Source organism: Roseovarius sp. A-2 (genome assembly GCF_002072155.1).
GTDB lineage: Bacteria > Pseudomonadota > Alphaproteobacteria > Rhodobacterales > Rhodobacteraceae > Roseovarius.
This window is the reverse complement of the sequence record NZ_BDIY01000031.1, coordinates 1-24,400: the sequence shown is the minus strand read 5'-3', so window position 1 is coordinate 24,400 and position 24,400 is coordinate 1. Positions and strand designations below refer to the sequence as shown.

Annotated in this window: 21 protein-coding genes and 1 pseudogene; 6 read left to right on the top strand and 16 right to left on the bottom strand. The window is 60.3% G+C overall.

What is annotated here, in order from left to right; all coding sequences use genetic code 11:
• Positions 1-251 precede the first annotated feature (251 nt).
• Entirely contained in the window at positions 252-665 is a 414-nt protein-coding gene (locus BHD06_RS20755; protein ID WP_080458874.1) for a helix-turn-helix domain-containing protein, read from the top strand.
• Positions 666-671: 6 nt separating this feature from the next.
• Here BHD06_RS20755 and BHD06_RS24540 read toward each other — a convergent pair whose 3' ends face one another.
• The 13 genes from BHD06_RS24540 to BHD06_RS20695 form a co-directional block, all read right to left on the bottom strand.
• Entirely contained in the window at positions 672-806 is a 135-nt protein-coding gene (locus BHD06_RS24540; protein ID WP_254892540.1) for a hypothetical protein, read from the bottom strand.
• Positions 807-975: 169 nt separating this feature from the next.
• Positions 976-1,455 carry a DUF411 domain-containing protein gene (locus tag BHD06_RS20745; protein WP_080458873.1) on the bottom strand — a complete coding sequence of 160 codons (480 nt, stop codon included), beginning with the start codon at positions 1,453-1,455 and terminating at the stop codon, positions 976-978.
• Between the two features lie 53 nt (positions 1,456-1,508).
• Complete coding sequence (locus BHD06_RS20740; protein WP_080458872.1) at positions 1,509-3,839, bottom strand: heavy metal translocating P-type ATPase; 2,331 nt, start codon at positions 3,837-3,839, stop codon at positions 1,509-1,511.
• A gap of 49 nt (positions 3,840-3,888) precedes the next feature.
• Positions 3,889-5,238, bottom strand: coding sequence for an APC family permease (locus BHD06_RS20735; protein WP_080458871.1), 1,350 nt, complete (start codon positions 5,236-5,238; stop codon positions 3,889-3,891).
• On the bottom strand, positions 5,238-5,909 hold the full coding sequence (locus BHD06_RS20730; RefSeq protein WP_080458870.1) for a TVP38/TMEM64 family protein: 672 nt from the start codon (positions 5,907-5,909) through the stop codon (positions 5,238-5,240). Before BHD06_RS20730 ends, BHD06_RS20735 begins: the two co-directional genes overlap by 1 nt.
• Positions 5,910-6,006: 97 nt before the next feature.
• Complete coding sequence (locus tag BHD06_RS23250) at positions 6,007-6,294, bottom strand: copper-binding protein (protein ID WP_139784818.1); 288 nt, start codon at positions 6,292-6,294, stop codon at positions 6,007-6,009.
• A gap of 23 nt (positions 6,295-6,317) precedes the next feature.
• Positions 6,318-6,833 carry a plastocyanin/azurin family copper-binding protein gene (locus BHD06_RS23245; protein ID WP_176214436.1) on the bottom strand — a complete coding sequence of 172 codons (516 nt, stop codon included), beginning with the start codon at positions 6,831-6,833 and terminating at the stop codon, positions 6,318-6,320.
• Between the two features lie 29 nt (positions 6,834-6,862).
• Entirely contained in the window at positions 6,863-8,203 is a 1,341-nt protein-coding gene (locus BHD06_RS20720; protein ID WP_080458869.1) for a multicopper oxidase family protein, read from the bottom strand.
• A 17-nt stretch (positions 8,204-8,220) separates the two neighbouring features.
• Positions 8,221-9,687, bottom strand: a complete 1,467-nt coding sequence (locus tag BHD06_RS20715; RefSeq protein WP_080458868.1) for a TolC family protein — start codon at positions 9,685-9,687, stop codon at positions 8,221-8,223.
• A gap of 316 nt (positions 9,688-10,003) precedes the next feature.
• Entirely contained in the window at positions 10,004-10,357 is a 354-nt protein-coding gene (locus BHD06_RS20710; RefSeq protein ID WP_217805705.1) for a hypothetical protein, read from the bottom strand.
• A gap of 217 nt (positions 10,358-10,574) precedes the next feature.
• Complete coding sequence (locus BHD06_RS20705) at positions 10,575-10,895, bottom strand: SHOCT domain-containing protein (protein ID WP_254892536.1); 321 nt, start codon at positions 10,893-10,895, stop codon at positions 10,575-10,577.
• On the bottom strand, positions 10,892-12,304 hold the full coding sequence (locus tag BHD06_RS20700; RefSeq protein WP_176214435.1) for an ATP-binding protein: 1,413 nt from the start codon (positions 12,302-12,304) through the stop codon (positions 10,892-10,894). The genes BHD06_RS20705 and BHD06_RS20700 overlap by 4 nt, the downstream gene beginning before the upstream one ends.
• Positions 12,301-13,023 (bottom strand): response regulator, encoded by a 723-nt coding sequence (locus tag BHD06_RS20695; RefSeq protein WP_080458866.1) that lies wholly within the window; start codon positions 13,021-13,023, stop codon positions 12,301-12,303. The genes BHD06_RS20700 and BHD06_RS20695 overlap by 4 nt, the downstream gene beginning before the upstream one ends.
• 168 nt (positions 13,024-13,191) lie before the next feature.
• Here BHD06_RS20695 and BHD06_RS20690 point away from each other — a divergent pair, with 168 nt between their 5' ends.
• Both BHD06_RS20690 and BHD06_RS20685 read left to right on the top strand, forming a co-directional pair.
• Positions 13,192-13,767: an EF-hand domain-containing protein gene (locus BHD06_RS20690; protein WP_080458865.1), complete on the top strand. Its 576-nt coding sequence runs from the start codon at positions 13,192-13,194 to the stop codon at positions 13,765-13,767.
• A gap of 717 nt (positions 13,768-14,484) precedes the next feature.
• Positions 14,485-15,045, top strand: a pseudogene (locus BHD06_RS20685) (tyrosine-type recombinase/integrase); the annotation flags it as partial.
• Between the two features lie 36 nt (positions 15,046-15,081).
• Here the strand turns inward: BHD06_RS20685 and BHD06_RS20680 are convergent.
• From BHD06_RS20680 to BHD06_RS20670, 3 genes are all read right to left on the bottom strand, one after another.
• Complete coding sequence (locus BHD06_RS20680) at positions 15,082-15,846, bottom strand: TniB family NTP-binding protein (protein WP_176214434.1); 765 nt, start codon at positions 15,844-15,846, stop codon at positions 15,082-15,084.
• Positions 15,843-18,221 (bottom strand): Mu transposase C-terminal domain-containing protein, encoded by a 2,379-nt coding sequence (locus BHD06_RS20675; protein ID WP_176214433.1) that lies wholly within the window; start codon positions 18,219-18,221, stop codon positions 15,843-15,845. The genes BHD06_RS20680 and BHD06_RS20675 overlap by 4 nt, the downstream gene beginning before the upstream one ends.
• A gap of 1,002 nt (positions 18,222-19,223) precedes the next feature.
• Positions 19,224-19,727, bottom strand: coding sequence for a GNAT family N-acetyltransferase (locus BHD06_RS20670; RefSeq protein ID WP_080458862.1), 504 nt, complete (start codon positions 19,725-19,727; stop codon positions 19,224-19,226).
• Positions 19,728-19,927: 200 nt separating this feature from the next.
• Between BHD06_RS20670 and BHD06_RS20665 the strand changes: the two genes are divergently transcribed.
• From BHD06_RS20665 to BHD06_RS20655, 3 genes are all read left to right on the top strand, one after another.
• Entirely contained in the window at positions 19,928-20,392 is a 465-nt protein-coding gene (locus tag BHD06_RS20665) for a VOC family protein (protein WP_080458861.1), read from the top strand.
• A 291-nt stretch (positions 20,393-20,683) separates the two neighbouring features.
• Positions 20,684-23,305 carry a DEAD/DEAH box helicase family protein gene (locus tag BHD06_RS20660; protein WP_217805704.1) on the top strand — a complete coding sequence of 874 codons (2,622 nt, stop codon included), beginning with the start codon at positions 20,684-20,686 and terminating at the stop codon, positions 23,303-23,305.
• Positions 23,302-24,342 (top strand): restriction endonuclease subunit S, encoded by a 1,041-nt coding sequence (locus BHD06_RS20655; protein ID WP_080458859.1) that lies wholly within the window; start codon positions 23,302-23,304, stop codon positions 24,340-24,342. Before BHD06_RS20660 ends, BHD06_RS20655 begins: the two co-directional genes overlap by 4 nt.
• Positions 24,343-24,400: the final 58 nt, after the last annotated feature.

Sequence of the window (24,400 nt, the reverse complement as noted above, 5' to 3'; positions counted from 1 at the left end):
GGCACCCAGCAACACGACGAGTACCGGCGTGAAGCAGCAGAGCGCCGCGATGACGGTGCCAACGATCCCTGTCACGATCAGCTTGCCGTCGTTCTTGTCTGACATCTCAGTCCTCCTTGCAGGCAGAAATTTGCACGTCCCCGCCCCCATCAGGGATGTCATCTAAAAAGTTCATTTCGTTTTCCTCTCGTCACATTGTCATTTGATCTCTAATCTCTGTAGCAACTACAGGCTCAAGAGAAATTCGCGCTATGACCGATCACGAGACCGAGAGCGACCTGACACGCGGCCAACTGGCACACGCCTCGGGCTGCAACATCGAGACGATCCGTTATTACGAGAAGACCGGCCTTTTACCAGACCCGCCCCGGACCGAAGCCGGCTACCGGATCTATTCCGCCGCGCACGCCACCCGCCTTCGCTTCATCCTGCGTGCTCGCGAACTGGGCTTCACAATGGAGGACATTCGCGGCCTTTTGGGGCTTGGCGATGGCGCAGTGCCGACCTGCGCCGAGGTCAAGGCCCGCACCGAGCGCCATCTGGCCGACATTCGCGCGCGCATCGCCGACCTTCAGCGCGTCGAGGCGACATTGGTCGAGACCGCCGCGCAATGTTCCGGCGCGGCGGTGCCGGACTGTCCTGTGCTCGACACGCTCGCGCGATGAGCGGTCTTATCGCAGCCCTGCCGCGATCTGCAGCGTGAACCGCCCCAATAAGGTGACGCGGAGCAGCAGATGACAGCCCGAGGCGAACATCTCCTCGGCCACCAGCACCGCGAAGGACGCGCCCACCCAACAGGCCACCACGCCGATCTCGACCGGCTCCTGCCCACGCTCGACCCGAGGTGGAGATCGTCGCCTATTGCCATGGACCCTATTGCATATACGCCCATCAGGCCGTCGCCCGCCTCCGCCACCAAGGCTTCAACGCGCGCCGCATGCAAGGCGGCCTGCCGGAGTGGCGCGAGGAAGGGCGTCAGGTGCTTTCGTAGGTGCTGAACACTTCTGTGCGGCGATCATGGTGGATCAGGAACACGTCATAGGCGTCGCGCGCGCTTTCCGGTCCCATGCCGGGTGAACCATAGGGCATGCCCGGGACGGCAAGGCCAACCGCGTCGGGACGTTCCTTCAGCAGCCGACGGATATCGGCGGTGGGCACGTGTCCTTCGATCATGTAGCCGTCGATCCGACCGGTATGACAGGAGACCATCTTTTGGGGGATGCCGTTCTCGAACTTGTAGCGCATGAGCACCGTTCCCATGCTCGCCTCGGTCGTCACGTGGAAGCCGTCGCGTTCGAGGATTTCGATCCAGGCTGAACAGCAGCCGCAATTGGGGTCCTTCATCACATGCATTTCCGACCCCGTGGTTTCCGCAAGTGACCCAAAGGGCCATGTCGCCAGAAGCGTGGTTCCACCGAGCAGCAGTCCGCGGCGTGAGAGGGGATCTTGGGTCATCTCGTTTTCCTTTCAATGTTGAACAGTAAATCAGTAAGCCGATGCCCCGTAGATCAGAGCTTAACTCGCCTCAGTCTCAGCGCATTGGAGATCACCGAGACCGACGACAGGCTCATCGCGGCGGCCGCGATCATCGGTGAGAGCAACGTCCCGGTAAAGGGATAGAGCACGCCTGCGGCGATCGGCACGCCCAAGGCATTGTAGGCGAAGGCAAAGAACAAGTTCTGCCGGATATTTCGCAGCGTCGCCCGGGCCAGCTTGCGCGCCCGCACGAGACCCGTGAGGTCCCCCTTGAGCAGGGTGATCCCGGCACTTTCCACCGCGACATCGGCCCCGGTGCTCATCGCGACGCCGACATCGGCGGCGGCGAGTGCGGGGGCATCGTTCACCCCGTCGCCCGCCATTGCCACCAGCGCGCCCTTGGCGCGCAACTCCTCGACCAGTTTCTGCTTGTCCTCGGGCAGAACCCCGGCGCGCACCTCGTCGATGCCCAGCCTCGACGCCACCGCCTCGGCGGTGCGCTGGTTGTCGCCGGTTGCCATTATGATGGTCAGGCCCAAGGCATGCAATTCGCGGATTGCGGCCTCGGTCGTTTCCTTGATCGGATCGGCCACGGCCACGATCCCGGTTAATTCCCCGTCGACCGCCACGAACATCGCCGTCTTGCCCTCGGCCCGAAGTTCGTCGGCCTGCGCGTCCTCCGCATCCGTATCGAGCCCGAGATCCCGCATCATCGCCACGTTGCCAAGCGCCACGCTCCGACCGGCGACCGTGCCGCGCACGCCCTTGCCGGTCACCGCCTCGAAATCCTCGGCGCGCTCCGGTTTCTGTCCGCGCTCCTGCGCGCCGGAAACGATCGCCTCGGCTAACGGATGCTCGGACCCGCGTTCGAGCGCGGCGGCAAGACGAAGCACCTCATCCTTCTCGCCCCTGAACGCGATCACATCGGTGAGCTGGGGCTTGCCCTCGGTCAGTGTCCCGGTCTTGTCGACGATCAGGGTATCGACCCGGCCCATGTGTTCCAGCGCCTCGGCATCCTTGATCAGCACGCCGGCCTGCGCGCCACGGCCCGCAGCGGTCGTGATCGAGATCGGCGTGGCAAGACCAAGGGCGCAGGGGCAGGCGATGATGAGGACCGAAACCGCCGCGGCGATGGCAAAGGCCAGCGCCGGATCGGGCCCGACCGAGAGCCAGGTGCCGAAGGCGATAACGGCCACGAGTACCACAGCAGGCACGAAGACCGAGGCGACCTTGTCGGCCAGCCCCTGGATTGGCGCCCGCGACATGCGGGCACCCGCCACCATGTCCACGATCTGCGACAGCACCGTGTCGGCACCGATCTTGGTCGCGCGCATGGCCAGTGTGCCGTTCTTGTTGATCGTGCCGCCGGTCAGGCCGTCGCCCTCGGTCTTCTCCACCGGGACCGACTCGCCCGTGATCATGCTCTCATCCACCGAGGAGCGGCCCTCGATTACCTCGCCGTCCACCGGCACACTGTCACCCGGGCGTACCCGCAGCATATCACCCTCGGCGATGTTTTCGAGCGGAGCATCGTACTCTGACCCGTCCGGCAGGATGCGGCGGGCTGTCTTGGGAGCGAGGTCGAGAAGTGCGCGGATCGCATCGCCGGTGCGTTCGCGTGCGCGCAGCTCCAGAACCTGCCCAACAAAGACCAGCGCGATGATCACGACGGCGGCCTCGTAATAGGTGCCGACGCCATCGCCCATCCGGTACTGTTCAGGAAAGTTCCCGGGCGCGAAGGTCGCCGCCAGCGAATAGAGGTAGGCCGCCCCGACGCCGAGCGAAATCAGCGTCCACATGTTGGGAGATGCGTTGCGGATCGAATTGATGCCGCGCCGAAAGAAAGGCAACGCCGCCCAGAGGATGATCGGCGTGGCCAGAAGGAATTCGACATAGACCGACATGCGGTGGCCGAGCCAACCGCGCACGTCGAGCCCGACCAGTTCGCCCATCGTGATGATCATGAGCGGCACCGCCGCCGCGGCGCTGATCCACATCCGTCGTGTGAAATCCGTCAACTCTTCGGAGGGCTCGTCCGAGGGCACCATCGGCTCCAGCGCCATGCCGCAGATCGGGCAGGCACCGGGCGCGTCGCGGATGATCTCGGGATGCATCGGGCAGGTATACTGCGCCCCGGGCTGTGCACGCGTCTCTGCGGCAAGGCTATTGCCGGAGGCGTAAAAATAGGGATCGGTGTCGAATTTTTCCTGACACCCGCCAGAGCAGAAATAGAATGTCTCCTCGCCGTACTCGCGGCTCCGGGCACCCTCCTTGATCTCGACCTGCATGCCGCAGACCGGATCCGTCGCGGTCTTCGCGTCCGGGTCGATTTCGGGGGCCTCGTGATGGTGGTGGGTTGCCATTTCTCGGTGTCCTTTCGATGCGGATATGAGAATTCCAGTGAGTGGACGGTCAAGAGACGGAGTGATGTTTCTCCTGCGTTGCCGCGTGGTCACCATGTGTTGCCTCTCGCGGGGGCGGGTTCAGCGCGAGGAAGACGCGCTCAAACAGGAAGACGACCGTCATTCCTGATAGCGCGATGATCACGATCAGCGGATCACTCTGCCATTTGAGCGTGGCAAAGGCTATGAGCACGATGACGTCCAACGCGATTGCCATGAGGAGGACCCAGCCCCGCGCGTCGATCTCCTCCCGAAGCCTCCGCCAGACCCCCCAATGGATCAGGATGTCCATCACGAGATAGAAGAAGACTCCAAGCGAGGCGATGCGGCTGAGATCGAAGAAGACGGTCAGCATCCCGGCGATTACCACGGTATAGACAAGCGTATGGTCGCGGATGGTGCCCGGCATGCCGAAATGGCTGTGCGGGATCAGCTTCATGTCGGTCAGCATGGCCAGCATCCGCGAAACTGCGAAGATGCTGGCGATCACGCCCGACGCCGTCGCTACCAGCGCGAGCGCAACCGTCAGGTAGAAGCCGACGCGACCCAGAGTTGGCTCGGCGGCCTCGGCGAGCGCATAATCTTTCGCCGCGATGATCTGGTCGAGCGGCAGGCTCGAACCAACGGCGAAGGCAACAAGAAGATAGACGACAACACAGATCGCAATAGAGATAATGATCGCGCGCCCGACGTTGCGGTGCGGGTCAGAGATCTCGGCACCGCTGTTAGTGATGGTAGTGAACCCTTTGAAGGCGAGGATGGCGAGCGCGACCGAAGCCAGGAAGCCAGCCCCCGCGCGACCATCCCCGTCATTCGCCGCCTCGAACGAGATGCCGCCAGCCCAGAGCCCGGCGATTCCGAAGGCCGCGATCCCGCCCACCTTGAGCACGGCCATCAGCTGAGAAAAAAGTCCGACCGAACGGTTGCCGGCTGCGTTCACGAGATAGGCGAATATGATCAGACCCACACCGATGGCAGGTACAAGCCACCCCTCTGGTTCGAGCCCGAGACCGCGCATCAAATATGTCGCGAAGGTGCGGGCGACGAGACTTTCATTGATGACCATCGACAGTGCCATGAGAAGCGCAGCGCCAGCCGCGATCGTCGTCGGGCCATAGGCTTTCGTGAGGATCATCCCGATGCCGCCGGCCGAGGGCCAGGTGTTTGACATCTTTACATAGGTGTAGGCGCTGAAACCCGTCACCGCCGCGCCTGCGAAGAAGGCCAGCGGGAACCATGGCCCCGCCATTTCCGCAATCTGCCCGGTGAGTGCGAGGATTCCGGCCCCGATCATCACTCCGGTTCCCATCGCCACCGCGTCGAAGAGTGACAGGCTGTTCTTCTCGTATTGTTGCGCCATCACTCTTTCCCTCCGTCCTTTCGTCGTGTCGCCACCCAGAGCAGGGGCAAGCCGGTCACAAGTCCGAGGCCGAGAACGGCCCATGTCGTCCTTCCGAGGTCACCGCTGACTGCCTCGCCTCCGAAATGCGCAAGCAGAAAGCTTGCCGGGATGATGCCAGCCAACGTCGCCAAAGCAAACCGCCAGGCATGCAGGCGGCTGAGCCCGGCGGCGTAGCTGATCATGTCAAACGACACGAAGGGCATCAGACGGGACGCAAAGACTGTCGCCGTCAATGCGGTTTGCGACCCCAGCATCCCTGCATCGACGCGATCGCCAAACACTCGCCGCAAGACATCGTGCCCCAGAATCCGTGCGAGACCGAACGCGATCAATGCTCCGAGTTCGGCGCCGATCACGACGTGTACCGTGCCCCAGAGATGCCCATAGGCCGCCCCGGCTGCCAGGGCAATCGGCGCACTCGGAATCGGGCTGGCCACGACCGCGACGGTCATGAGCGTTACAATCAGAACCGGCCCCCAGAGACCCGCGCGCGCCACCAGCATCTTGAGGCGCTCGCCTTCCAGCACGCCACGGGCCTCGGCCATTACCGACGGCGCGTATAGCCAGAGGCCCAGCAAAGCGAGCCCCAAAATGGCCATGCCCGTGAGAAGAGAGGTGCGCAGAGTCATCTGGTTGCCTGCCGGGCTTTCGCCAGATGGCTGCAGTTGTCATCCAATCGAACCTGATCGTCAGGGCGATCACTCATGCCCCCCCCTTTGACCCGTGTCATTTCAGATCCGTGACGGTCAGCTTGCCATTCAGGCGTTCGACTGTGAACTTGATCTCCTTGCCTGGTTCGAGCCTGTCGAACATGGCGTCGTCGGCCACGCGAAACACCATGGTCATCGCGGGCATTTCCAGCTCGACCAGCTCCTCGTGAATGATGGTCACCTTGCCGTCTTCGGGATTGACGTTTTTGACCACGCCCTTTGTGTAGACGGGTTCGGCCGATGCGCCCATGACGGTGAAAATGACGGCGAAAACTGCGGCGAGGGCGGTCCTGATCGGTTTCATGGTGGTCTCCTTGTTCGGTATGTTCAATTGCTCTGGACGTGGATCGGTCCGTGCATGCCTGCTTCCATATGGCCAGGGATCAGACAGGCGAACTGGAAGGCGCCGGTGTTCGCAAAGCTCCAGACGATATCGCCGGTTTCGCCTGGCGCAAGCCGGATCGCGTTGGGATCGTCATGCTCCATTTCCGGAAACTTCTGCATCAGCTTGCGATGCTCCTCGTTGTTGTCATGGGTATCCATGACGAACTCGTGCTCTACCTCTCCGGCATTATGGATGCGCAAACGAACCGTTTCGCCCGGCTCGAAACTGAGATCGTCGGGCTCGAAGAGCATCTCTCCGTCAGAGGTCTCGCGCATCGTGATCTCGATGGTCCGGCTGGCCTCTTCCGGTGTGCCGGGCCTTCCGACCTGCATCATGTCGGCGTGGCCATGCCCCGCCATATGCCCGTCGTCATGGCCGTGCCCGCCATCATGGGTGCCTGCGGCCATGGCGGCCCCTGCAGTTAGAAAGGCTGCGGCGATGAGTGGTGTCAATTTCATGGAGATACTCCTCTTTTCGTTTCAGGGTCTCAGCCTCTGGTCGGGGTGAGCTTGGTTCGTGCGTTGTCGTTGCGGGTGAAATCCGGCAGTTCGCCAGTCCATTCCCAAGCTTCGGTTCCGGGCGGGTTCTCATACCAGCCGGGATCGGAATAATCGCCCGGTGCGATGCCGTCGCGCACCTTCACCACAGAGAACATGCCACCCATCTCTATGGGCCCGTGCGGCCCCCAGCCGGTCATCATCGGCACCGTGTTGTCGGGGATTTCCATCGACATCATGCCCATCTCGGCCATGCCGCTCGAGCCCATCGGCATGAATTCCGGCTGATGCTTGCGGATCATGTCGGTCACCCGGCGCTTGTCCGCGCCGATGAAATTGGGCACGTCGTGGCCCATGGCATTCATCGTGTGGTGCGATTTATGGCAATGTATCGCCCAGTCCCCGGGATGAACGGCGTCGAATTCATAGGCGCGCATCGCTCCCACGGGAATGTCGATGCTGACCTCGGGCCAGCGCGCCGCCTTGGGGACCCAGCCACCATCAGTGCAGGTGACCTCGAAATCGTAGCCATGCATGTGGATGGGATGGTTCGTCATCGTGAGATTGCCGACGCGGACACGCACGCGATCGCCCAGGCCCACAACCAGCGGGTCGATATCCGGAAACAGACGGCTGTTCCAGCACCACAGGTTGAAATCTGTCATCGTCATCACGCGCGGCGTATAGCTGCCAGGCACGATGTCGAAGGCATTGAGCATGATGCAGAAATCACGATCCACGGGCATGAAGGCGGGATCCTTGGGATGCACGACGAACATGCCCATCATGCCCATGGCCATCTGCACCATCTCATCGGCGTGAGGGTGGTACATGAACGTGCCGGATTTCACCAGGTCGAACTCGTAGACATAGGTCTTGCCGGGCGGGATCGCCTTGTGGGACAGGCCGCCCACCCCGTCCATGCCAGAGGGTAGGATCATGCCGTGCCAATGGACCGAGGTGTGCTCGGGCAGCTTGTTGGTCACGAATATGCGCACCCGGTCGCCCTCGACCGCCTCGATCGTCGGACCGGTAGATTGACCGTTATATCCCCATAGGTTGGCGGTCATGCCATCGGCCATTTCACGTTCCACCGGTTCGGCCACGAGGTGGAATTCCTTGACGTTGCCATTCATGCGATACGGCAGTGTCCATCCGTTCAGCGTGACCACCGGGTTGTAGTCGGGCCCGGTGGTGGGGCGCGGCGTGATCTGGGTGGCTGCAGTCTCCATCACAGCCGCCTCTGGCAAGCCCGTGGTCTGCGCCCGGGCGGCTGCCCCGGTCACCATCAGACCCGCGCCGGCGGTGAGCATTTGACGTCGGTTCATCATCTCTTGTCTCCCTGTTCTCAATGTCCGGCCCCGGCATCACCGGCGACCTCCGCGCTGCCGCCGCCATCACCCAAAGCTGCCCCGCCGCCATGGATCGCCGCCAGAAGGTTGGCATCCGCCAGCCAGAAATCGCGCCGGGCCTCGGCTTCGGTCAGGTTGGAGTTCATCCGCTCTCGGGTATCTGACAACAGCTCGAATGTGCTGGTGATCATGCCGTTGTAGCTGAGCAGCGCTTCCTCCTCGATGGTCTTGCGCAGCGGCAGAACGGCATCCCGGTAGTGCCGAGCGATCCGGTGGCTGCCGACATGTGCCGCATGCGCCGAGCGCGCCTCGGAGCGCACATTGACCGCGCGTTGCGCCAGATCATGCGCGGCGATCATGTAGCTGGCTTCGGCCTTTTTCATCCGGGCCTTGCCGCTGTCGAAGATCGGAATCGCGAATTCCACCTCAAGCTGCGGATTGGTTTCGGACTCGACCCCGCCGCCGTCATTCTCTCGTTCCGTTTCAGCGCCCACGATCAGTTCGAGATCACTCACGAACCGCGTGGCATTGGTCATCCCGCGGGCCTGCGCCAAGGCTTGCAACTCAAGCTTGGCGATTGCGAGATCAACGCGGTTGCGAAGCGCTTGCGACTCGATGTCGGACCGATCGGCCACGCGCGCAGGCAAATGCGGCAGGGCATTGGGGACGTAGTAATCCACGTCGCTGCCCCAGAGACCGAGTTGGCGTGTCAGCGATTCCTTGGCCAGGTCCGCATCGAGCCGGGCCTTCGCACGTTGTCCCGAAAGCTCTGCGTGGAAGGCATGCTCGCGGGCCTGCTCAGCCTTGTTGAGATATCCGGTATCGCCAAGACGCGCCGCCAGTTCAGAGCCGGCATCGGCGGTTTCCTGCGCCTGCCGGATCAGCCCTGCGGTCTCGAACGCCGACACCGCCTCGATCCAGGCGCGCCGCGTCTCGACGGCGACGCGGAGCGTTTCCTCAACCGCCTGAAGCTGGGTCTGGGTAAAGCGCAGTTCGGCCTGCCGCGTGCGATCGGGCTGCGTGAAGGCCGCCAGAAGGTTGAACGCGATCATCCCTTCGAGAGATCCGTATCCATTCAGACCATCGCCCCCGATCTCGAACACGCCAATCGAGGCGACGGGATTCGGCTGCATGATGCTCTGCCAGACATCCGCCGAGGATACGCCAAGCCGGGCATAGGCGGATTGCAGGCCACGATTGTTGAGCAGTGCAACCTGAACGGCGGTATCGGCGTCAATGGTTTTTCCATGCACCAGAGCATGCACACGTTCGGCATTGGCCTCGATATCGGCCGCGGACATGAGCATCACGGTATCCTTGTTCAGGATTGCGCGTGCCGGGGTGCTGACGTCGGAAAACCCTGCTTTGGGATCAGACAGGCGCGCCACCTGATCGGGCGAAGTGCAAGCCGCAAGCGCCAGTGATGTCACAAGCACGAGACAGGGTTTCGAGATACGCGGCATCAGTGTCCCTCCCCTGCAGCGGAGGATTGCTGGCGGTTCAAAGCGCGCCAGTCTTCGGGCCCTTTGACAGGGCGCGACGTATAGCCCGCAAGAACATCGGGAAAGCTTGCGGCGCGTGTCTCTACGTCTGCTCGCGCCGCAGGTGCGAGCATATTCTGTGTCGGCAGGTCGGGGGCATTTGCACAGGCCGAAAGCGCCGTGGAAACGCCCAGTATGAGCATGGTTTTCAATGTAAACTCCAGATCCGTTTTGAATTGCTATGAACCGGCCACATCGTAGCCAGGTGCATTCCAAAGGGCCCGCCAAGCGAGCCGGATCAGGATTTCGGAGGTCTTTGCAGGTCGTCTGTGCGAGCGGGCCCGATCAAAGTCGTCTCAGGCCAAACCAGAGTGGTCACCAAGACACCATGCGGCTCATCGGCCAGGCTCATCTCGGGTGAAAGAGCCGGGCAGGCATGTATCATGCAGGTTTCATGATCATGCCCCGGCATTGCATGTCGTGTTGCGCTATCTGCGTGATCATTTGCAGGACCATCGTTGGCGGCCATCTCCTGCACGGTGTCGCCGATGGCATGGGCGCAATGCTTTTGATGCTCGATTTCGTTCGAGGCCATGGCAATGGCATTCGCGCCCGTCATGATAACGACCACCGTCATGAGAAGCACAACCATCTGTCGCATCATCGCCATGACACACGTATACCTTTCAGAACGGTATGGAACAAATGCTTTGTACCGGTTTCCATAATGGCAAGCGAGGATACGCGTACTCCGCCTTGCAGGCAGGGTGCAACCAGACCCAAGGCAGGCCGTGCGCCGGATATGGTCTGCGCGTCGCGCATATGAGAAACCCCACAAATCGGATTTGAGTCGACGTCGAGAATCGCGCTCAAGATTGGAGTTCCTGCTTGCGGCGACGAAATTCGTCTTCGTCAATCTCGCCGCGCGCGTAGCGTTCCCTGAGAATCTCGATCGGATCGCGCATGTCACCTTGGCGCTTGTCGGTGAGGGCGCGCACCGCAAAGACGGCAACCGCGATGATGAGGCCCCAGAAAAGAAGCATCCCGAAACCTCCCCACCAGCCGTGTCCGCCACCCCACATCATGTGCCCAAAGGTACCATCGGAAGGGTTATCCGGACCCGCGAGCGCCGGCACCGTGCCAGCCAGAAGAGTCGCAATGCTGCCTGTGATCCTGACGGAAACTGTCATAATCCTGTCCTTTCTTGATGAGTGAAACGTTGTGAGAGGGGCAAATCGAGTTTCACGAGCAGCCCCCCGTTAGGGTGGTTTAGCAACGTGATGTCGCCGCCATGCGAGCGCAGTATGGACCGGGCGATGGACAGGCCGAGGCCGGTGCCGCCCGTTATCCGCGACCGGGATGTCTCCACGCGGTAGAATGGCTCGAACACCGATTCAAGCTGCGCCGAGGGGATTCCCGGACCATGATCCCGGACCTCGATCACGACCCGGTCGTGTTCTTGACTGTAGCGCACCGCAACGTCACCACCGTACCGCACCGCATTCTCGATGATATTGCGCAGCGCGCGCCGCACGGAATGTGGCCGCAGTCTGATCAGGAGCGGCGCATTGGTTTCCAGTTCAAATTCATCCAGCATGTCCTGCTTCAGATTCGCCAGGAAGTCTGCCAGATCGACGGTTTCCGGGGGTTCGCTGATCGCCATGCCCCGGGCGAACGCCAACGTCCGCTCGACCATGTCCTGCATTTCCTCGATCGAGGTGATCAGGGCATCGCGCGTTTCCGCCTCGTCCACCATTTCGGCGCGCACGCGCAATGCGGTCAGAGGAGAGCGCAAATCGTGACCCAATGCCGCCATGATGCGCGTCTTGTCTGCAACCGTGCGTACCAGCCGTTCCTGCATGAGATTGAAGGTTTCCGTCAGGTTCCTGATTTCTCGGGGCCCTGCGGCGGGGATCGGCATGGTCTGTTCTCCGCGGCCAAGGTTTTCAGCGGCGCGGGCCAGGCGTTGAATCGGCCAGGTCACCCGCGTCAGCATATACCAGAGGGCCCCACCGATCACGAGGGCTGCCGTCAGGCCAAAACTCACGGTGGACAGAACCGGCCACTGCAACGGTGGGCGCTGAAACCGGGTCTCGACATTCAGCCACGATCCGTCCTGCAGGCCGATGGAAAGCGTCAGCTCAAAGGCCGATATCCGGTTCTGCATCATGCGGTCATGCATCGCCCGCATATGGGGTGGCATGTCTGGAATCGGTGCAAACGCATCCTCGACCCTGTGCAGTTCGACACGGATCTCTCGCGTGTCTCCGGATGCGAGCAACGAGCGGACGCGCGCCTCGATCGCCCCTCCCGCCTCGTGATCGAGATGGTCGACAACAGGTAGAGGATCGACGCGAAACCGCGCAAGAGGCGAATCCGCAGCCCTGAGAATCGAGCTGTGCAGTTCGTCCTGGGCCCGGTCCAGCAACAATGCCACATTGGCCGCCCGGCCCGCTGCCTCGGCCCCGATCGCGGCGCGCACGGCCAGGCTTCGTTCGTCCACGAACAGCCACAGGCTTATCGCCTGTGCGATGACGAGACTTCCCAGGATCAGCACCAGAAGTTGAACGCGCAAGCTGTCCAGGCGGTCTCGGATCATCGGTGCGCCTCGACATCCGCAGCAAGACAATAGCCGCCATTCCGAACGGTTGTGATGATCCTTGGGTGCCCCGGATTATCCTCGATCTTGCGGCGCAGGCGACTGATCTGATTGTCGATGCTGCGGTCGAAGGCGGCAGCTGCGCGCCCCGCCGTCAGTTCGAAGATCTGCTCGCGGCTCATCACGATACGGGGGCGTTCAAGAAGAATGACCAGCAGCTTGAATTCCGACGTGGTGAGCGTGTCCTCGCGTCCATCCTCCGCCCTCAGGTGACGGGTATCGGTATCAAGTGTCCAGCCCGCGAACTGGATGTGTTGCCCGGTCAGACGCCCGGCCAGATGTTCCGGCCTGGTTACGCGCCGCAGGATCGCCCTGATCCGCGCGAGAAGCTCGCGCGGATTGAAGGGTTTGGCAAGGTAATCGTCCGCGCCCACCTCGAGCCCGATGATCCGGTCCATTTCCTCGCCGAGCGCAGTGAGCATCAGGATCGGCGTGACACCGGTGACGGACAAGCGGCGACAGACCGAGATACCATCCTCGCCGGGCATCATCACATCGAGCACGATGAGATCATAGCGCCCGATCTCGAGCAGCCTATCCATCTCGGCGGCGTCGGCTGCACTCGTGACGCGCATGTCATTCTTTTCCAGATATCGCGAGACGGCCTTGCGAATCTCGACGCTGTCATCGACCAGCAAGATGTGGGGTATCTTTACCATGCCTCGAACTTAGGGGATTGATCGGCCTCTGCCGAGAAATACTGTCATTCAGTGTATCAACCCCCGACTTTGCGACAAACCGTTACACGTCAACTGGCACGGGTGCTTTGCAAGACACCTCCCCGTCGCCATCTTGGGCATGCAGAACTCAAGCAAAGGAAAAAAACGATGAAACGCAAATTTGCATTCGTTTTGGGAACGGCCCTGGCAACTGGCATGGCGCTGTCATTCAGCGGAGCGGTGTTGGCACAGGGGCACCAATCATCCGGCCAATCCGGAATGATGGGCGGCGGCATGATGAGCGGCGGCCAGATGGGTGGCGGCATGATGTCGATGCACCGGAACATGATGGGCGGCGGCATGATGGGGCCACATATGATGGGCACCGAGTTTCGGGCCCTGATGGATGCTGACGGGGACGGCAAGGCCGAGCCCGCCGAGGCACGTGCTCGGCTACAGGAACTTCTCGACGAGCATGACGAAAATGCTGACGGAACACTCAGCATCTCGGAATTCGAGGTTCTGCACAGTCGCCTGATCCGCGAAACGATGGTTGACCGATTCCAACATCTCGACAGCGATGGCGATGGCAACATCACCGCCGAAGAAATGGCGGCCCCCGTCAAGCGGATGGAGCACATGCAGAAGCGGATGGAGATGATGCGTCAATCATCCGGCAACTCCGGTCAGGGCATGGGGTCCGGCAGCATGATGCAAGGCGGTCAGGATCATCGCAAGAAGTGAGTGCCGTCGTCGCGACCGATATTGAATGGACTCCGGTCAGTCCGTCGTCGCCTTGCGTAAGCACGATGTGATCGCGCGGCAGATTGACGGCGGGCTACCGGAGGGGAGCTAAAACAGGCGGCAGGTGCGGATCGGCACTGCCTGATCCGCCCTGTCACCAAACAGCGCAAGCACGCGGTACGGACCGAACTTTCGAACCAGAAGGTTCAGGAAATCCCTGGAAGTGCGACCCCCTCCGCGAGGATTTGTTGCACAAATGCGTTGAGGGGATTCATGTTGCGAATCCAGCGTGATAGTTTGGTTGCATGAGCAGACCCAGATCTCCGAACTAAGAGACCAAGAATTGGCCAACCTACAATGAAGCGCTCAGGGCCGCGAACGACGGGACGCGTTTTGCCGCACGCGCGCACTCGGCTCTGCCGGGCACGGTCAGTTTAGGCTCTTGCAGTCATGCGGCAGTGCAGCGCGCTTGACGGGTTGGGCCTATCTGAATGTCGGCTCCCAGATCTTCAACACGTTCACCTTGCCATCGCAGCGAAAGCCCGGTTTCCAACCTGACTGCGGGACCGTCACGAACGGCACACGCACTAAATCGCTTCGCGATAGGGGCGCTTGTGGCGGTCGTTGCGCTGAAGTGGGATATGTTTCGCAGATTGTGATGTCGGGTGTCTGCTGTTGATCGAGGTGATTTTGCCTCGGTTGACAGAGGATAGTCCCATGAATGTACAGCAATCCGCGCCGATGACCCCCCTCCGTACGCGCATGGTCGCCGACATGTCCGCACGTAATCTCGGACCCGCGTCCCAGACCAGTCACTTGCGGGCCTGCAGGCGATTTGCGGCCTGGCTCAGGCGGTCGCCAGAAACGGCCACGCCAGACGATGTGCGGGATTTCCAGCAACATCTGATCGAGACTGCCACGAGCATCTGCACGCGCAACCAAACGGTGACAGGCGTCAAGTTTCTGTTCCGTGTGACCATGCGACGCCATGATCTGGTGGCCGAGATTTTCCACCTCAAGGAACCGGTGAAGGTGCCGCTGGTACTGAGCCAAAAGGAGATCAAACGCATCCTGGCCATGGCGCCTGGTCTGAAGGCGCGGGTGATGCTCTCGCTCGCCTATGGCTGCGGCATGCGCGCGGGCGAAGTCGTCCGACTGAAGGTCAGTGATATTGACAGCGCCCAAGAGGTCACGCAAACAGGCCGGACACACGACTGTACTGGCAGACCGTCGCAATTACAAAAAACGCTTGCAATGCAGGAGCCATCCACACATGCCATTCGCAGCGTATGCAAAGGCGCTGATCAGGTGAATTCAACTTGTAGGACGTCTACCCGTCATCAGGCGGCCCGCCAAATCATCGGGCAGCCGCGCCGTGATGCCAGCCTCGTCGCAGTAGCCGTCGATCATCCCGAAAATGTCGTCTTGGTCTGTGCTGTGGTCGAGATCCGACGGCGCGATCTTGGTGAAGCGCCGCGACACCTGCGGATCGAAGCTGGTCATCTCACCGAGCCTCCGTGTCCCGCTGAGGATCGGGATCACCGCATTGTCGCCTTGCATGAGCGTCTTGATCGTCCTCAAGGTCGTTTCGGTCTCGTTTGCCGACTGCGCCATGACGAGGTCCTGGGCCTCATCCAACCAAAGGACCTTGATGCCCATCTGACCCAACCGCTTCCGCACGGCGCCCCAGATTTCCCAGGCCTTGGCATTCGAGGAGACACCGGACATGCCGGTTGCCTCCAGGATCGCGAGACCAACGCTCTTGTGCGTCGCGGGGCTGGGAATCTGGATTTCCAGGTACCGTGGAAGGCCCGTTTCGGGGTTCATCTTCAGCGCGCTGGTCGATTGCAGCACGGTCCGGATTGCAGTGGTTTTACCACCTCCAGCAGCTTCGATGACGGCAATGCCGCGCGTTTCCTTGTCCGCGGCAAACCGGCATGGCTCGGCGGTCAGGCGATCCTGGTCATCGACCTGCAGTAGCCGGGCAAGGTGTTTCTGCACCGCATCGGTGCGCTCGTTCGACACGTCCATGTCGCGCGGGCTCTGCACCAGTTTGCCCTTGGGCACTTGAATGGTCATTGGTCGTCCTCCTTGGGTTTGCGCGGAACCCATGCTGTCCGCTGGCGAGTGGCTGATTTGACAGGCGGCGTGTCCTGGCCGCTGCCAGGTGCCGCTGGTCCCTGATCGGGGTCTTGGTGGTTCTGGACATCCGGCGACGCGGGCACATCATCGGAGGTCTTGCGACGGGTCGTGGTCCTGACCGGACGGTCGGGATCGGGCTCGCGCGGGGCGATTTCACGGCCTGCTTCCTTGCCATCGGCCCGAAGCGAGCGCGCTTCGGTGGTGCGGAAGGACGTGAACAGCTCCGCCTCGATCTCTTCCAGCCGCTTGTCGGAAATGGAGGTGTCCAGAATTCCGAAGGCCGTGGATTTTTCCTGCACAAGAGCTTCGATGTCATCGATGGCCTTGAACACGACCTCTTCTTCCCAGGCCCGTCGTGACGCTGATTTCGCGCGCAGGGCACGGCGGGCTTTCAGCCAGACATGCAGGTTCACACCACGGAACCGGTCGTGCACCGAGGGCACCTCACGCCACGCACCGTCGAGATAAACCTCGATCGCACCAAGATCAGTTTGATCCCATCTCACTTCAACCCGATTGGAGCCCGGCTGCATGTAGAACAGGGCGAGGTCTTCGCTGTGATACCGAACGCCCATCATCGTGATACCCTCGCGCGTCACGGTGCGCGGGAGTTGGCTCCCGAAGGCGAGCCGTTTCGAGCGAACATCGGGCAGAGCACGCAAGGGGTAATTCCCGCTTTCCATGTCGGCGTCCCACTGTTCAAGCGGCGTACGACCGCCAAGGCCTTCGTGAGGCTTGTTGTGGTAAATATCGACGATCCATCGCACCAAAGCGAATGCCACATCTTCGGCGTCGAGACAGGCGCGGTCCTCGGCCGGGTAATCGCCCCGTTCGCGAGGGTTGGAAAACGTGCGACCAAAAAGTCGCGGCATCAAATCGAGGACAGCGGTGTAGAACAGTCGTTCGATTTCCCCGCGCATACCGGGAATACCACCAATCGTGCGCAACACAATCATCTGGAGATCGAGGCAGGCGTTCTGGAAAACGCTCGCCTTGAAACCTGGACCATTGTCCGAAGCAAGGACCTCCGGAACAAGGGCGTGTGGCCACGTGCAATTCGCTCTGACACTGTCAGACCATTCGCCCTTGTCGCTGACAACCATGCGAAGGCATTCGCGTGCTGCGCTGCCCGATGGATTGCGGGTCAGCTTCATTCCGAGGCAGATCCTGGTGCGGCAATCGATGGCGGCGACAAGCCACCAACGAGCTTTTTCACCATCAAGACCAAGCGCTTTGAGATGTTCTTCGCCGAATACCTTTTCGAGCTTTGCAGATCGCATGATGGAGAGCAGATCAATGCACCATTCATCGATTTCGACGCGCTCGCCCGGGCGTGAGATTTCGAGCCCCTTACCGACGGGCCGGAGCTTCTTCATCGCTTCCTCGCGCCCGTACCGGGCGATAAGGACCGTCAAGCGGTCAAGCTTTTTGATTGTCCTGCGAACCGCATCACGGCCCGGCACGTGCAGTAGTGTAACCTCTTCTTCCTCACTGCGTTTGTTGCGCTCACGGCGATTGTTTTCGTCCCTAAACCCTCGCTGCACATCCACGACCGTTGCCTTGATCGACTTCTGCTCGGGCGTGAGATAACTGCGCTTGATGATGTCCATCAGCAGCGCCTGTTCCTCAGGCCGAAGAAGGCTGGTCCTGTTGCCGCATTTCGAGAGGTCGTCGGCCAATGCCGGAAGTCCATGGGCTTGGTAATCTGCGTAGAGTTTCCGTAGGTAGTCGGAACTATAGAGTTTGACGCCCTCCTTGGCCACGCCACCCCGATTTCGGCGAACACCCTTGCGTACCCGATCTGGCAGGCGGCCTTTTTCCATTTCGCTTTCGAGCAGGTCGCGTTCCGTCGCCTCAGCTTTCAAGTAAGCTTCTGCGCGCGATGCGATCTCGGGGCGCGCGGCCTCGATCTCCACTGTGTTTGGACGAATGAGACCTTCAGACTCCATGTCACTGATTGCCTTGATCTGGCTGAGGCGCGAGTCAAACCTGAACCTGGCTTTTCCGGTCAGGTTCGATGGCTGGAAATCAAAGGCCGAAGTTGCCGACGATGGCTTGAGGTCGTCCGGAAGGTAATAGCCAACCTCGTGCTTGATATCACCCGAGGTGCTCAAGCGGGCCAGCGTGCCCATCGGGAAGACCTCTGTCAGCCCGGCACCACTTGCGGGTATCAGCTCGGCGTTGTCGCCAGACATGCCGAGGAACCGGTAGGGCTTGCCATGAATGAGAAGCCGATCATGGATATCCAGACGAAATCCGGTCTTCACCGGCTTGGCTTCGCCAAGGTTTTGCTTATTGGGGACGATGGTCATTGACGGTCTCCTTTCCATGCGAGGAGGGTTTCGGGGGTGATTTCCTTGGGACAAGTGTGGAGGCCAAGGCAAAGCTTGGTTCGCTTGTCTATGGCCTCGATTTGCAAGTGGCAGAGTTCAAGGTGAGACTCCGCTTGAAAGCGGGTACCTGAGTTCTCACCAAGGACGGTGAAGGCGGTACAATGTGCAGTCGACGCATTCGCGATACCGCGATCCCCACGGGATTGCGCAGGCAATACGCGACCCTCCGAATAAATCGGCATTTTGATTTCCTTTCGCATAGGAAGACCACCCGCCGGACTTCAGTCCGACGCTGCCCGAAGGCGGCGGCCATATTTTCGGGATTTCATGAAATGAACCGACTGGCTCTCAGTTGGCGGTCATTTCACCTTCGTGGATCCAAAGATCCAAGTGGTTGGATTGAGTGTTCAGCTACTGGCGTTCACTTCGTTCTCCATTCTCTTTCCATTGCCTTTCCTGCACCGCTGTCCCCGGTCTCTCGGGTTGGGCAGCCAGGACATTGGCTGGTTGCATTTTCGGCGAAACGAGGCGGTCGAGCTGACCTGTGAAATCCGCCGTCCCGGGCCTCGTTTCGAGGGTCAAAGTACTCAGCACGCCGCCTCGGGCAACCGCTGATTTCGCCCAAAATTTTTCTCTGAAAGTTTCTTCCGAGCGGAGATGGTTGACACCATAGGAGTTGCGGTAAAGCATAACTATATGTTCTATATTACTTTTATCGCCTTTATTCTGTTCGTGCGGCGATGGAGAAATCTGCACGAGATGTTACGCGTGTGCCGCGCGGCCGATTTCGCTCAAGACACTCGGATAGTCGCGTGGCAAAAATGAAACATGCTTGATGGTTTTGAAAAATGTGATGGAGGTTCGAAACCTGTCGCACCGGGAGAAATCGATTCGAATCCGATACCCACCCGCCACTCGAGTCACCGCCCTAAACTCAGTTTCATCTCTTCGCGTCGACGCTCGGCAACGAAGACCCGAGGATCAAGAAGCTGAGGCGGTCTGATGCTGCTCGCGCTTCTCAAGCTGCTTTTCCATCGAATGATTGTGGATCGCTACACTGCGCAGTTGGAACTGCCTGAGCGCGGTCACCTTGAAGCCTTCGCGCAGAAAAAAGCGGCGCGCGGCCTCGCTTGCCTCGGCGTAGAGCCGCGTAAAACCAGCCGCTATGGCCTGTGACTGAGCATGTCGAAACAGGGCCCTGCCCACACCCGATCCCGCGATGTCGGGATGACAATAGAAGCAATCGATGTGGCCATCGCCCTCGAATTCGATGAATGCGGCGGGGAAGTCTTTGTTCGAAACGGCGACCGTGACCACCCTGCCATCCGTAACTCTCGCGTGATATTGCTCCGGCAGCATCGGTGCCGGGCTCCACGCATCGAGCTGTGCCGTCGTATAGTCGCGCGCGCCGATGGTATGGACAGCCTCGTGCAAGATGTCGGCCAGAAATGGCGCATCTTCCGGCGTGTAAGGTCTGAGGATCATCTTGGCCTTCTACCGAATGTCATGGAGCTCGGGTGCCCATGATTGATTAAAAGCACGATCCGAGTATGAAAGAAATGACCGCATGCGAATGCTTGGCGAAACAGACACCACACAGAACGAAGAATGGCTGTGCCGCAGAGCACTTTTCAACATGAGCAATCAGAAGCCTGAATTCTGGTTCCAGACTCTGGAGACACGCGATGACTCAACGGGGTTTCAAGGTCCGCGCGCTTGGTGAAATCGCCATAAGATGCGTCGACCTTCCTGCAATGACCGCCTTCTACCGGGATGTGATCGGGCTTGAACCTCTCAATGACACAGACAGCAGTCCCATTGTCTTCCTGCGGATTGCAGAAGGGTTCGGCGGGCATACCAGCGTTTTGGCCCTGTTTCGTCATGATGTAGAGGGTGCAGGTCGGACCTCTGGCAGCGAGGTGCCACCCGAAACCGGACCAGGATCATCTCTGCACCACCTTGCACTTACCTTGCCTTGGGATGAGCAGGACGCTGTCATCGCATGGTACGAGCGTCTTGGCCGTGACTACAATGTGGAGTATTTTGACTGGGTCGGCTGGCGGGGCGTCTTCACCTTCGACCCCGATGGCAACACCGTTGAACTCGTCGCCAAGGACCCAAGCTGGTTCGGCCAAGGGTTGGGCGAATAGCGTCGGCGCTCGACGACGAAGAATGAAGAACAAGAAGCTAAGCTGGTCTGATGTTGCTCGCGCGTCTCAGCCTTTTCTTCTCAGTCCTGTGAGATGCGAGTTTGCAAATCTGGTAGCGGCCCGGCAGTATGACAAGAATATTCTTGGGTATGAGCAGCGTACGTGCATCGAACTATTAACCAAACACCTGAGCAACAAGCACGAGACGCGATCGATGCTCGGCTCGAAGCGTCAGGGTGGGTGGTTCAAGACAAAGACGGGCTCGATTTTAACGCTGCCTTGGGCGTCGCCGTGCGCGAATATCAAACCGACGTTGGCCCGGCCGACTACGTTCTCTTCGTCGACCGCCAAGCCGTCGGCGTGATCGAGGCCAAGCCAGACAGCTGGGGTGTGAAGCTTACATCTGTAGAAGAACAGTCCGAAGGCTATGCAAACGCCAATCTAAAATGGGTCTCAAACAATGAGCCTCTGCCGTTCCTCTACGAAAGCACAGGGCAGATCACGCGGTTCACGAATGGACGGGACCCAACGCCTCGATCGCGTGAGGTGTTTACCTTCCATCGGCCAGAAACGCTCAAGTCTTGGGCCCAGGCACCGCAATCATTCAGATCCGGAATCGCCGCTCTGCCCAATCTGAACCCGGACGGCCTGCGTGATTGCCAGATCAAGGCGATCACGAAACTCGAGACGTCGCTCAAGGCGGACAGGCCCCGTGCCCTCGTTCAGATGGCGACCGGATCGGGCAAGACCTTCACGGCAATCACGCAGGTCTACCGCCTGCTCAAACATGCAGGTGCGCGCCGCATCCTCTTCCTCGTCGACACCAAGAACCTCGGCGAGCAGGCGGAACAAGAGTTCATGGCCTTCATCCCCAACGACGAAAACCGCAAGTTCACCGAGCTTTACAACGTACAGCGCCTCACCTCGCCCTCCATCGCGAACGATAGCCAGGTCGTGATTTCGACGATCCAGCGCATGTACGCCACGCTCAAAGGCGAGGAACTGAACGAGGGCGCAGAGGACGAAAACCCGGCCGAACAGAAATGGCGCCGCAAGGAACCTCTACCGGTCGTCTACAACGCCAAGCTGCCGCCGGAATACTTCGACGTGGTCGTCATCGACGAATGCCACCGCTCCATCTACAACCTCTGGCGTCAGGTCATCGAGTATTTCGATGCCTACCTGATCGGCCTGACCGCCACGCCCGACAACCGCACCTACGGGTTCTTCCAGAAGAACGTCGTCAGCGAATACACCCATGAAAAGGCCGTCGCCGACAAGGTCAACGTCGGCAACGAAATCTACCTGATTGAGACCGAGATCACCGAGGGCGGTGAGACGCTGAAGGCCGAGCAGATGGTCGAGAAACGCGAACGTGAGACCCGCGCGCGCCGGTGGGAAACGCAGGACGACGAGCAGGCCTACGCCGCGACGCAGCTTGACCGCTCTGTCGTGAACCCCGACCAGATCCGCACCGTCATCCGCACCTTTCACGAAAAGTGGCCCGAGATATTCCCCGGTCGCAACGAACTGCCGAAAACCCTGATCTTCGCAAAAACCGACAGCCACGCCGACGACATCATCCAGACCGTCCGGCAGGAGTTCGGCGAGCGCAACGACTTCTGCCGCAAGATCACCAATGGCGCGAAGAACCCCAAATCCTCGCTGTCGGCCTTCCGCAACGACTACTACCCGCGCATCGCCGTCACCGTGGACATGATCGCAACCGGCACCGACGTGAAACCGCTGGAATGCCTGATCTTCATGCGCGACGTGAAGTCGAAGAATTATTTTGAGCAGATGAAGGGTCGCGGCACCCGTGTCCTGAAACCCGACGACCTGAAAAAAGTCTCCCCCTCTGCCCAGGCCAAGACCCATTACGTCATCGTCGATGCTGTCGGCGTCACCAAGTCTCTCAAGACTGCGAGCCAGCCGCTCGACACCAAGCCCTCCATACCGTTCAAGGACCTCGCCATGGGGCTGATGATGGGCGACCGGTCCGAGGACACCGTCAGCTCGCTCGCCGCCCGCCTGTCGCGGCTCGACAACAAGCTCGGGACCGAGGATCAGGAGAAGATCTCGACGGAGGCCGGGACATCGCTCACAGCTATCGTCCGCGACCTCTTCGACGCCATCGACCCGGACAAGGTTGAGGCAGATGCCAAGGCGGCGGGCCACCCCGAGCCGGACGATGCCGCTATGCAGACCGCACGCGAAGAACGGATCGGGCAAGCCGCCAACGTCTTTACCGGCCCGCTCATCAACCTGATGGACACGATCCGCCGCGACAATGAACAGACCATCGACCATGACAACCTCGACACGCTCCTGCGCGCCGAATGGGCGGGCGATGTGGCTGAGAACGCCAAGAAGATCGCGCAGGAGTTCGAGGACTACCTGACCGAGAACCGCGACGAGATCGAAGCGCTGTCGATCTACTTCAACACCCCCGCGCGCCGGGCCGAAGTGACTTACGCCATGGTCAAGGACGTTATGAAGAAACTGACCGAGGATCGCCCGCGCCTCGCCCCGCTTACCGTCTGGCGCGCCTATGCGCATCTTGACGACTACAAGGGCAGCAACCCCGCCAGCGACCTGACGGCCCTCGTGGCGCTGATCCGCCGGGTCACGGGGCTGGATGACACGCTCACCCGCCATTCCGAGCGGGTGCGGCGCAACTTCCAGAACTGGGTGCTGAACCGCCACTCCGGCGCGGGTGAGAAATTCACCGAGGAGCAGATGGACTGGCTCCGCATGATCCGCGACCACCTCGCCACCTCCTTCACTATCGAGCGTGACGATCTGGAAATGGCCCCCTTTGACGGCAAGGGCGGAATGGGTCAGATGTACGCGCTCTTTGGCGATGGGATGGACGGGGTCATGACCGAGATGAATGAGGCGCTCTCGGCATGAAGGATTTGCCGCGCGGATGGATGGAAGCCGAAATCGGCGAACTTTGCGACTTGAAGAATGGTCGCGCTTTCAAGCCGGGCGACTGGACAGACTATGGTAAGAAAATAGTTCGCATCCAAAATCTGAATAACCCCGAGGCGCAATACAACCACTTTGATGGCGACGTCCGTGACCGCTTTATCATTCAGACAGATGACCTTCTTTTTGCATGGTCGGGTACCCCGGGCACGTCGTTTGGCGCGCACATTTGGCGCGGTGGCGAAGCTGTCCTCAACCAGCACATTTTTCGTGTCGATTTTGATCGAAGCCTATTGGACCTCAAGTTCTTCAAATTCGCCATCAACGAGACCCTTGATGAGTTGATTGCAAAAGCGCATGGCGGAGTTGGCCTCCGTCATGTCACGAAGTCAAAATTCGAGGAGACCCGAATTCCCGTCCCTCCTCTCAACGAACAACGCCGAATCGTGGAGAAGATCGAGGCGATGTTCGACGAGATCGACAAGGGGGTCGAGAGCCTGCAAACGGCGCGCACCACCCTCGGCCTCTACCGCCAGTCCCTGCTGAAATCGGCCTTCGAAGGCCGCCTCACCGCCGACTGGCGCGCGCAGAACGCCGACAAGCTGGAAGCCCCCGAAACCCTCGTCATGAACATCGAAAGAGAACGAGATGAATGGCATGAGCAAGAGTTTCAACGTTGGCATGGTGAAGTGGCTCGATGGGAGAATGAGGGTTCCAAAGGACCAAAGCCTCGGAAGCCCGACGCACACAATTCAAGTGCTGCCTTAACCGAAGCAGAACGCGGCGTTTTGCCAACGTTGCCAAATGAGTGGATTTACGCCCGCTTGAATGACATCGCATTTATTGGCTCAGGAATGTCTGTGAGCAAAGCGCGTAAACTCGCAGATCCTATTGATACACCTTACCTGCGCGTCGCCAATGTTCAGCGCGGGCATCTGGACCTTACAGAGTTAACCCGGATAATTCACGACACCTGTATGATCGGCCGTGAGACCATGTTTTGCGCGAGGGTGCCATGACGAGCTCGAGCGTGATCTGCGTCCGGGTTAACGGCGGACGGCAATGTCCTCTGGGGCT

Coding starts and splice junctions, on each gene's coding strand:
- BHD06_RS23250 (WP_139784818.1), bottom strand. CDS start 6,294: ATGAAACCGATCAGGACCGCCCTCGCCGCAGTTTTCGCCGTCATTTTC.
- BHD06_RS20710 (WP_217805705.1), bottom strand. CDS start 10,357: ATGGTTGTGCTTCTCATGACGGTGGTCGTTATCATGACGGGCGCGAAT.
- BHD06_RS20675 (WP_176214433.1), bottom strand. CDS start 18,221: ATGACCATCGTCCCCAATAAGCAAAACCTTGGCGAAGCCAAGCCGGTG.
- BHD06_RS20655 (WP_080458859.1), top strand. CDS start 23,302: ATGAAGGATTTGCCGCGCGGATGGATGGAAGCCGAAATCGGCGAACTT.
- BHD06_RS20730 (WP_080458870.1), bottom strand. CDS start 5,909: ATGACTCTGCGCACCTCTCTTCTCACGGGCATGGCCATTTTGGGGCTC.
- BHD06_RS20720 (WP_080458869.1), bottom strand. CDS start 8,203: ATGATGAACCGACGTCAAATGCTCACCGCCGGCGCGGGTCTGATGGTG.
- BHD06_RS20690 (WP_080458865.1), top strand. CDS start 13,192: ATGAAACGCAAATTTGCATTCGTTTTGGGAACGGCCCTGGCAACTGGC.
- BHD06_RS20745 (WP_080458873.1), bottom strand. CDS start 1,455: ATGACCCAAGATCCCCTCTCACGCCGCGGACTGCTGCTCGGTGGAACC.
- BHD06_RS20740 (WP_080458872.1), bottom strand. CDS start 3,839: ATGGCAACCCACCACCATCACGAGGCCCCCGAAATCGACCCGGACGCG.
- BHD06_RS20715 (WP_080458868.1), bottom strand. CDS start 9,687: ATGCCGCGTATCTCGAAACCCTGTCTCGTGCTTGTGACATCACTGGCG.
- BHD06_RS20680 (WP_176214434.1), bottom strand. CDS start 15,846: ATGACCATTCAAGTGCCCAAGGGCAAACTGGTGCAGAGCCCGCGCGAC.
- BHD06_RS20665 (WP_080458861.1), top strand. CDS start 19,928: ATGACTCAACGGGGTTTCAAGGTCCGCGCGCTTGGTGAAATCGCCATA.
- BHD06_RS20705 (WP_254892536.1), bottom strand. CDS start 10,895: ATGACAGTTTCCGTCAGGATCACAGGCAGCATTGCGACTCTTCTGGCT.
- BHD06_RS20700 (WP_176214435.1), bottom strand. CDS start 12,304: ATGATCCGAGACCGCCTGGACAGCTTGCGCGTTCAACTTCTGGTGCTG.
- BHD06_RS20735 (WP_080458871.1), bottom strand. CDS start 5,238: ATGGCGCAACAATACGAGAAGAACAGCCTGTCACTCTTCGACGCGGTG.
- BHD06_RS20670 (WP_080458862.1), bottom strand. CDS start 19,727: ATGATCCTCAGACCTTACACGCCGGAAGATGCGCCATTTCTGGCCGAC.
- BHD06_RS20695 (WP_080458866.1), bottom strand. CDS start 13,023: ATGGTAAAGATACCCCACATCTTGCTGGTCGATGACAGCGTCGAGATT.
- BHD06_RS23245 (WP_176214436.1), bottom strand. CDS start 6,833: ATGAAATTGACACCACTCATCGCCGCAGCCTTTCTAACTGCAGGGGCC.
- BHD06_RS20755 (WP_080458874.1), top strand. CDS start 252: ATGACCGATCACGAGACCGAGAGCGACCTGACACGCGGCCAACTGGCA.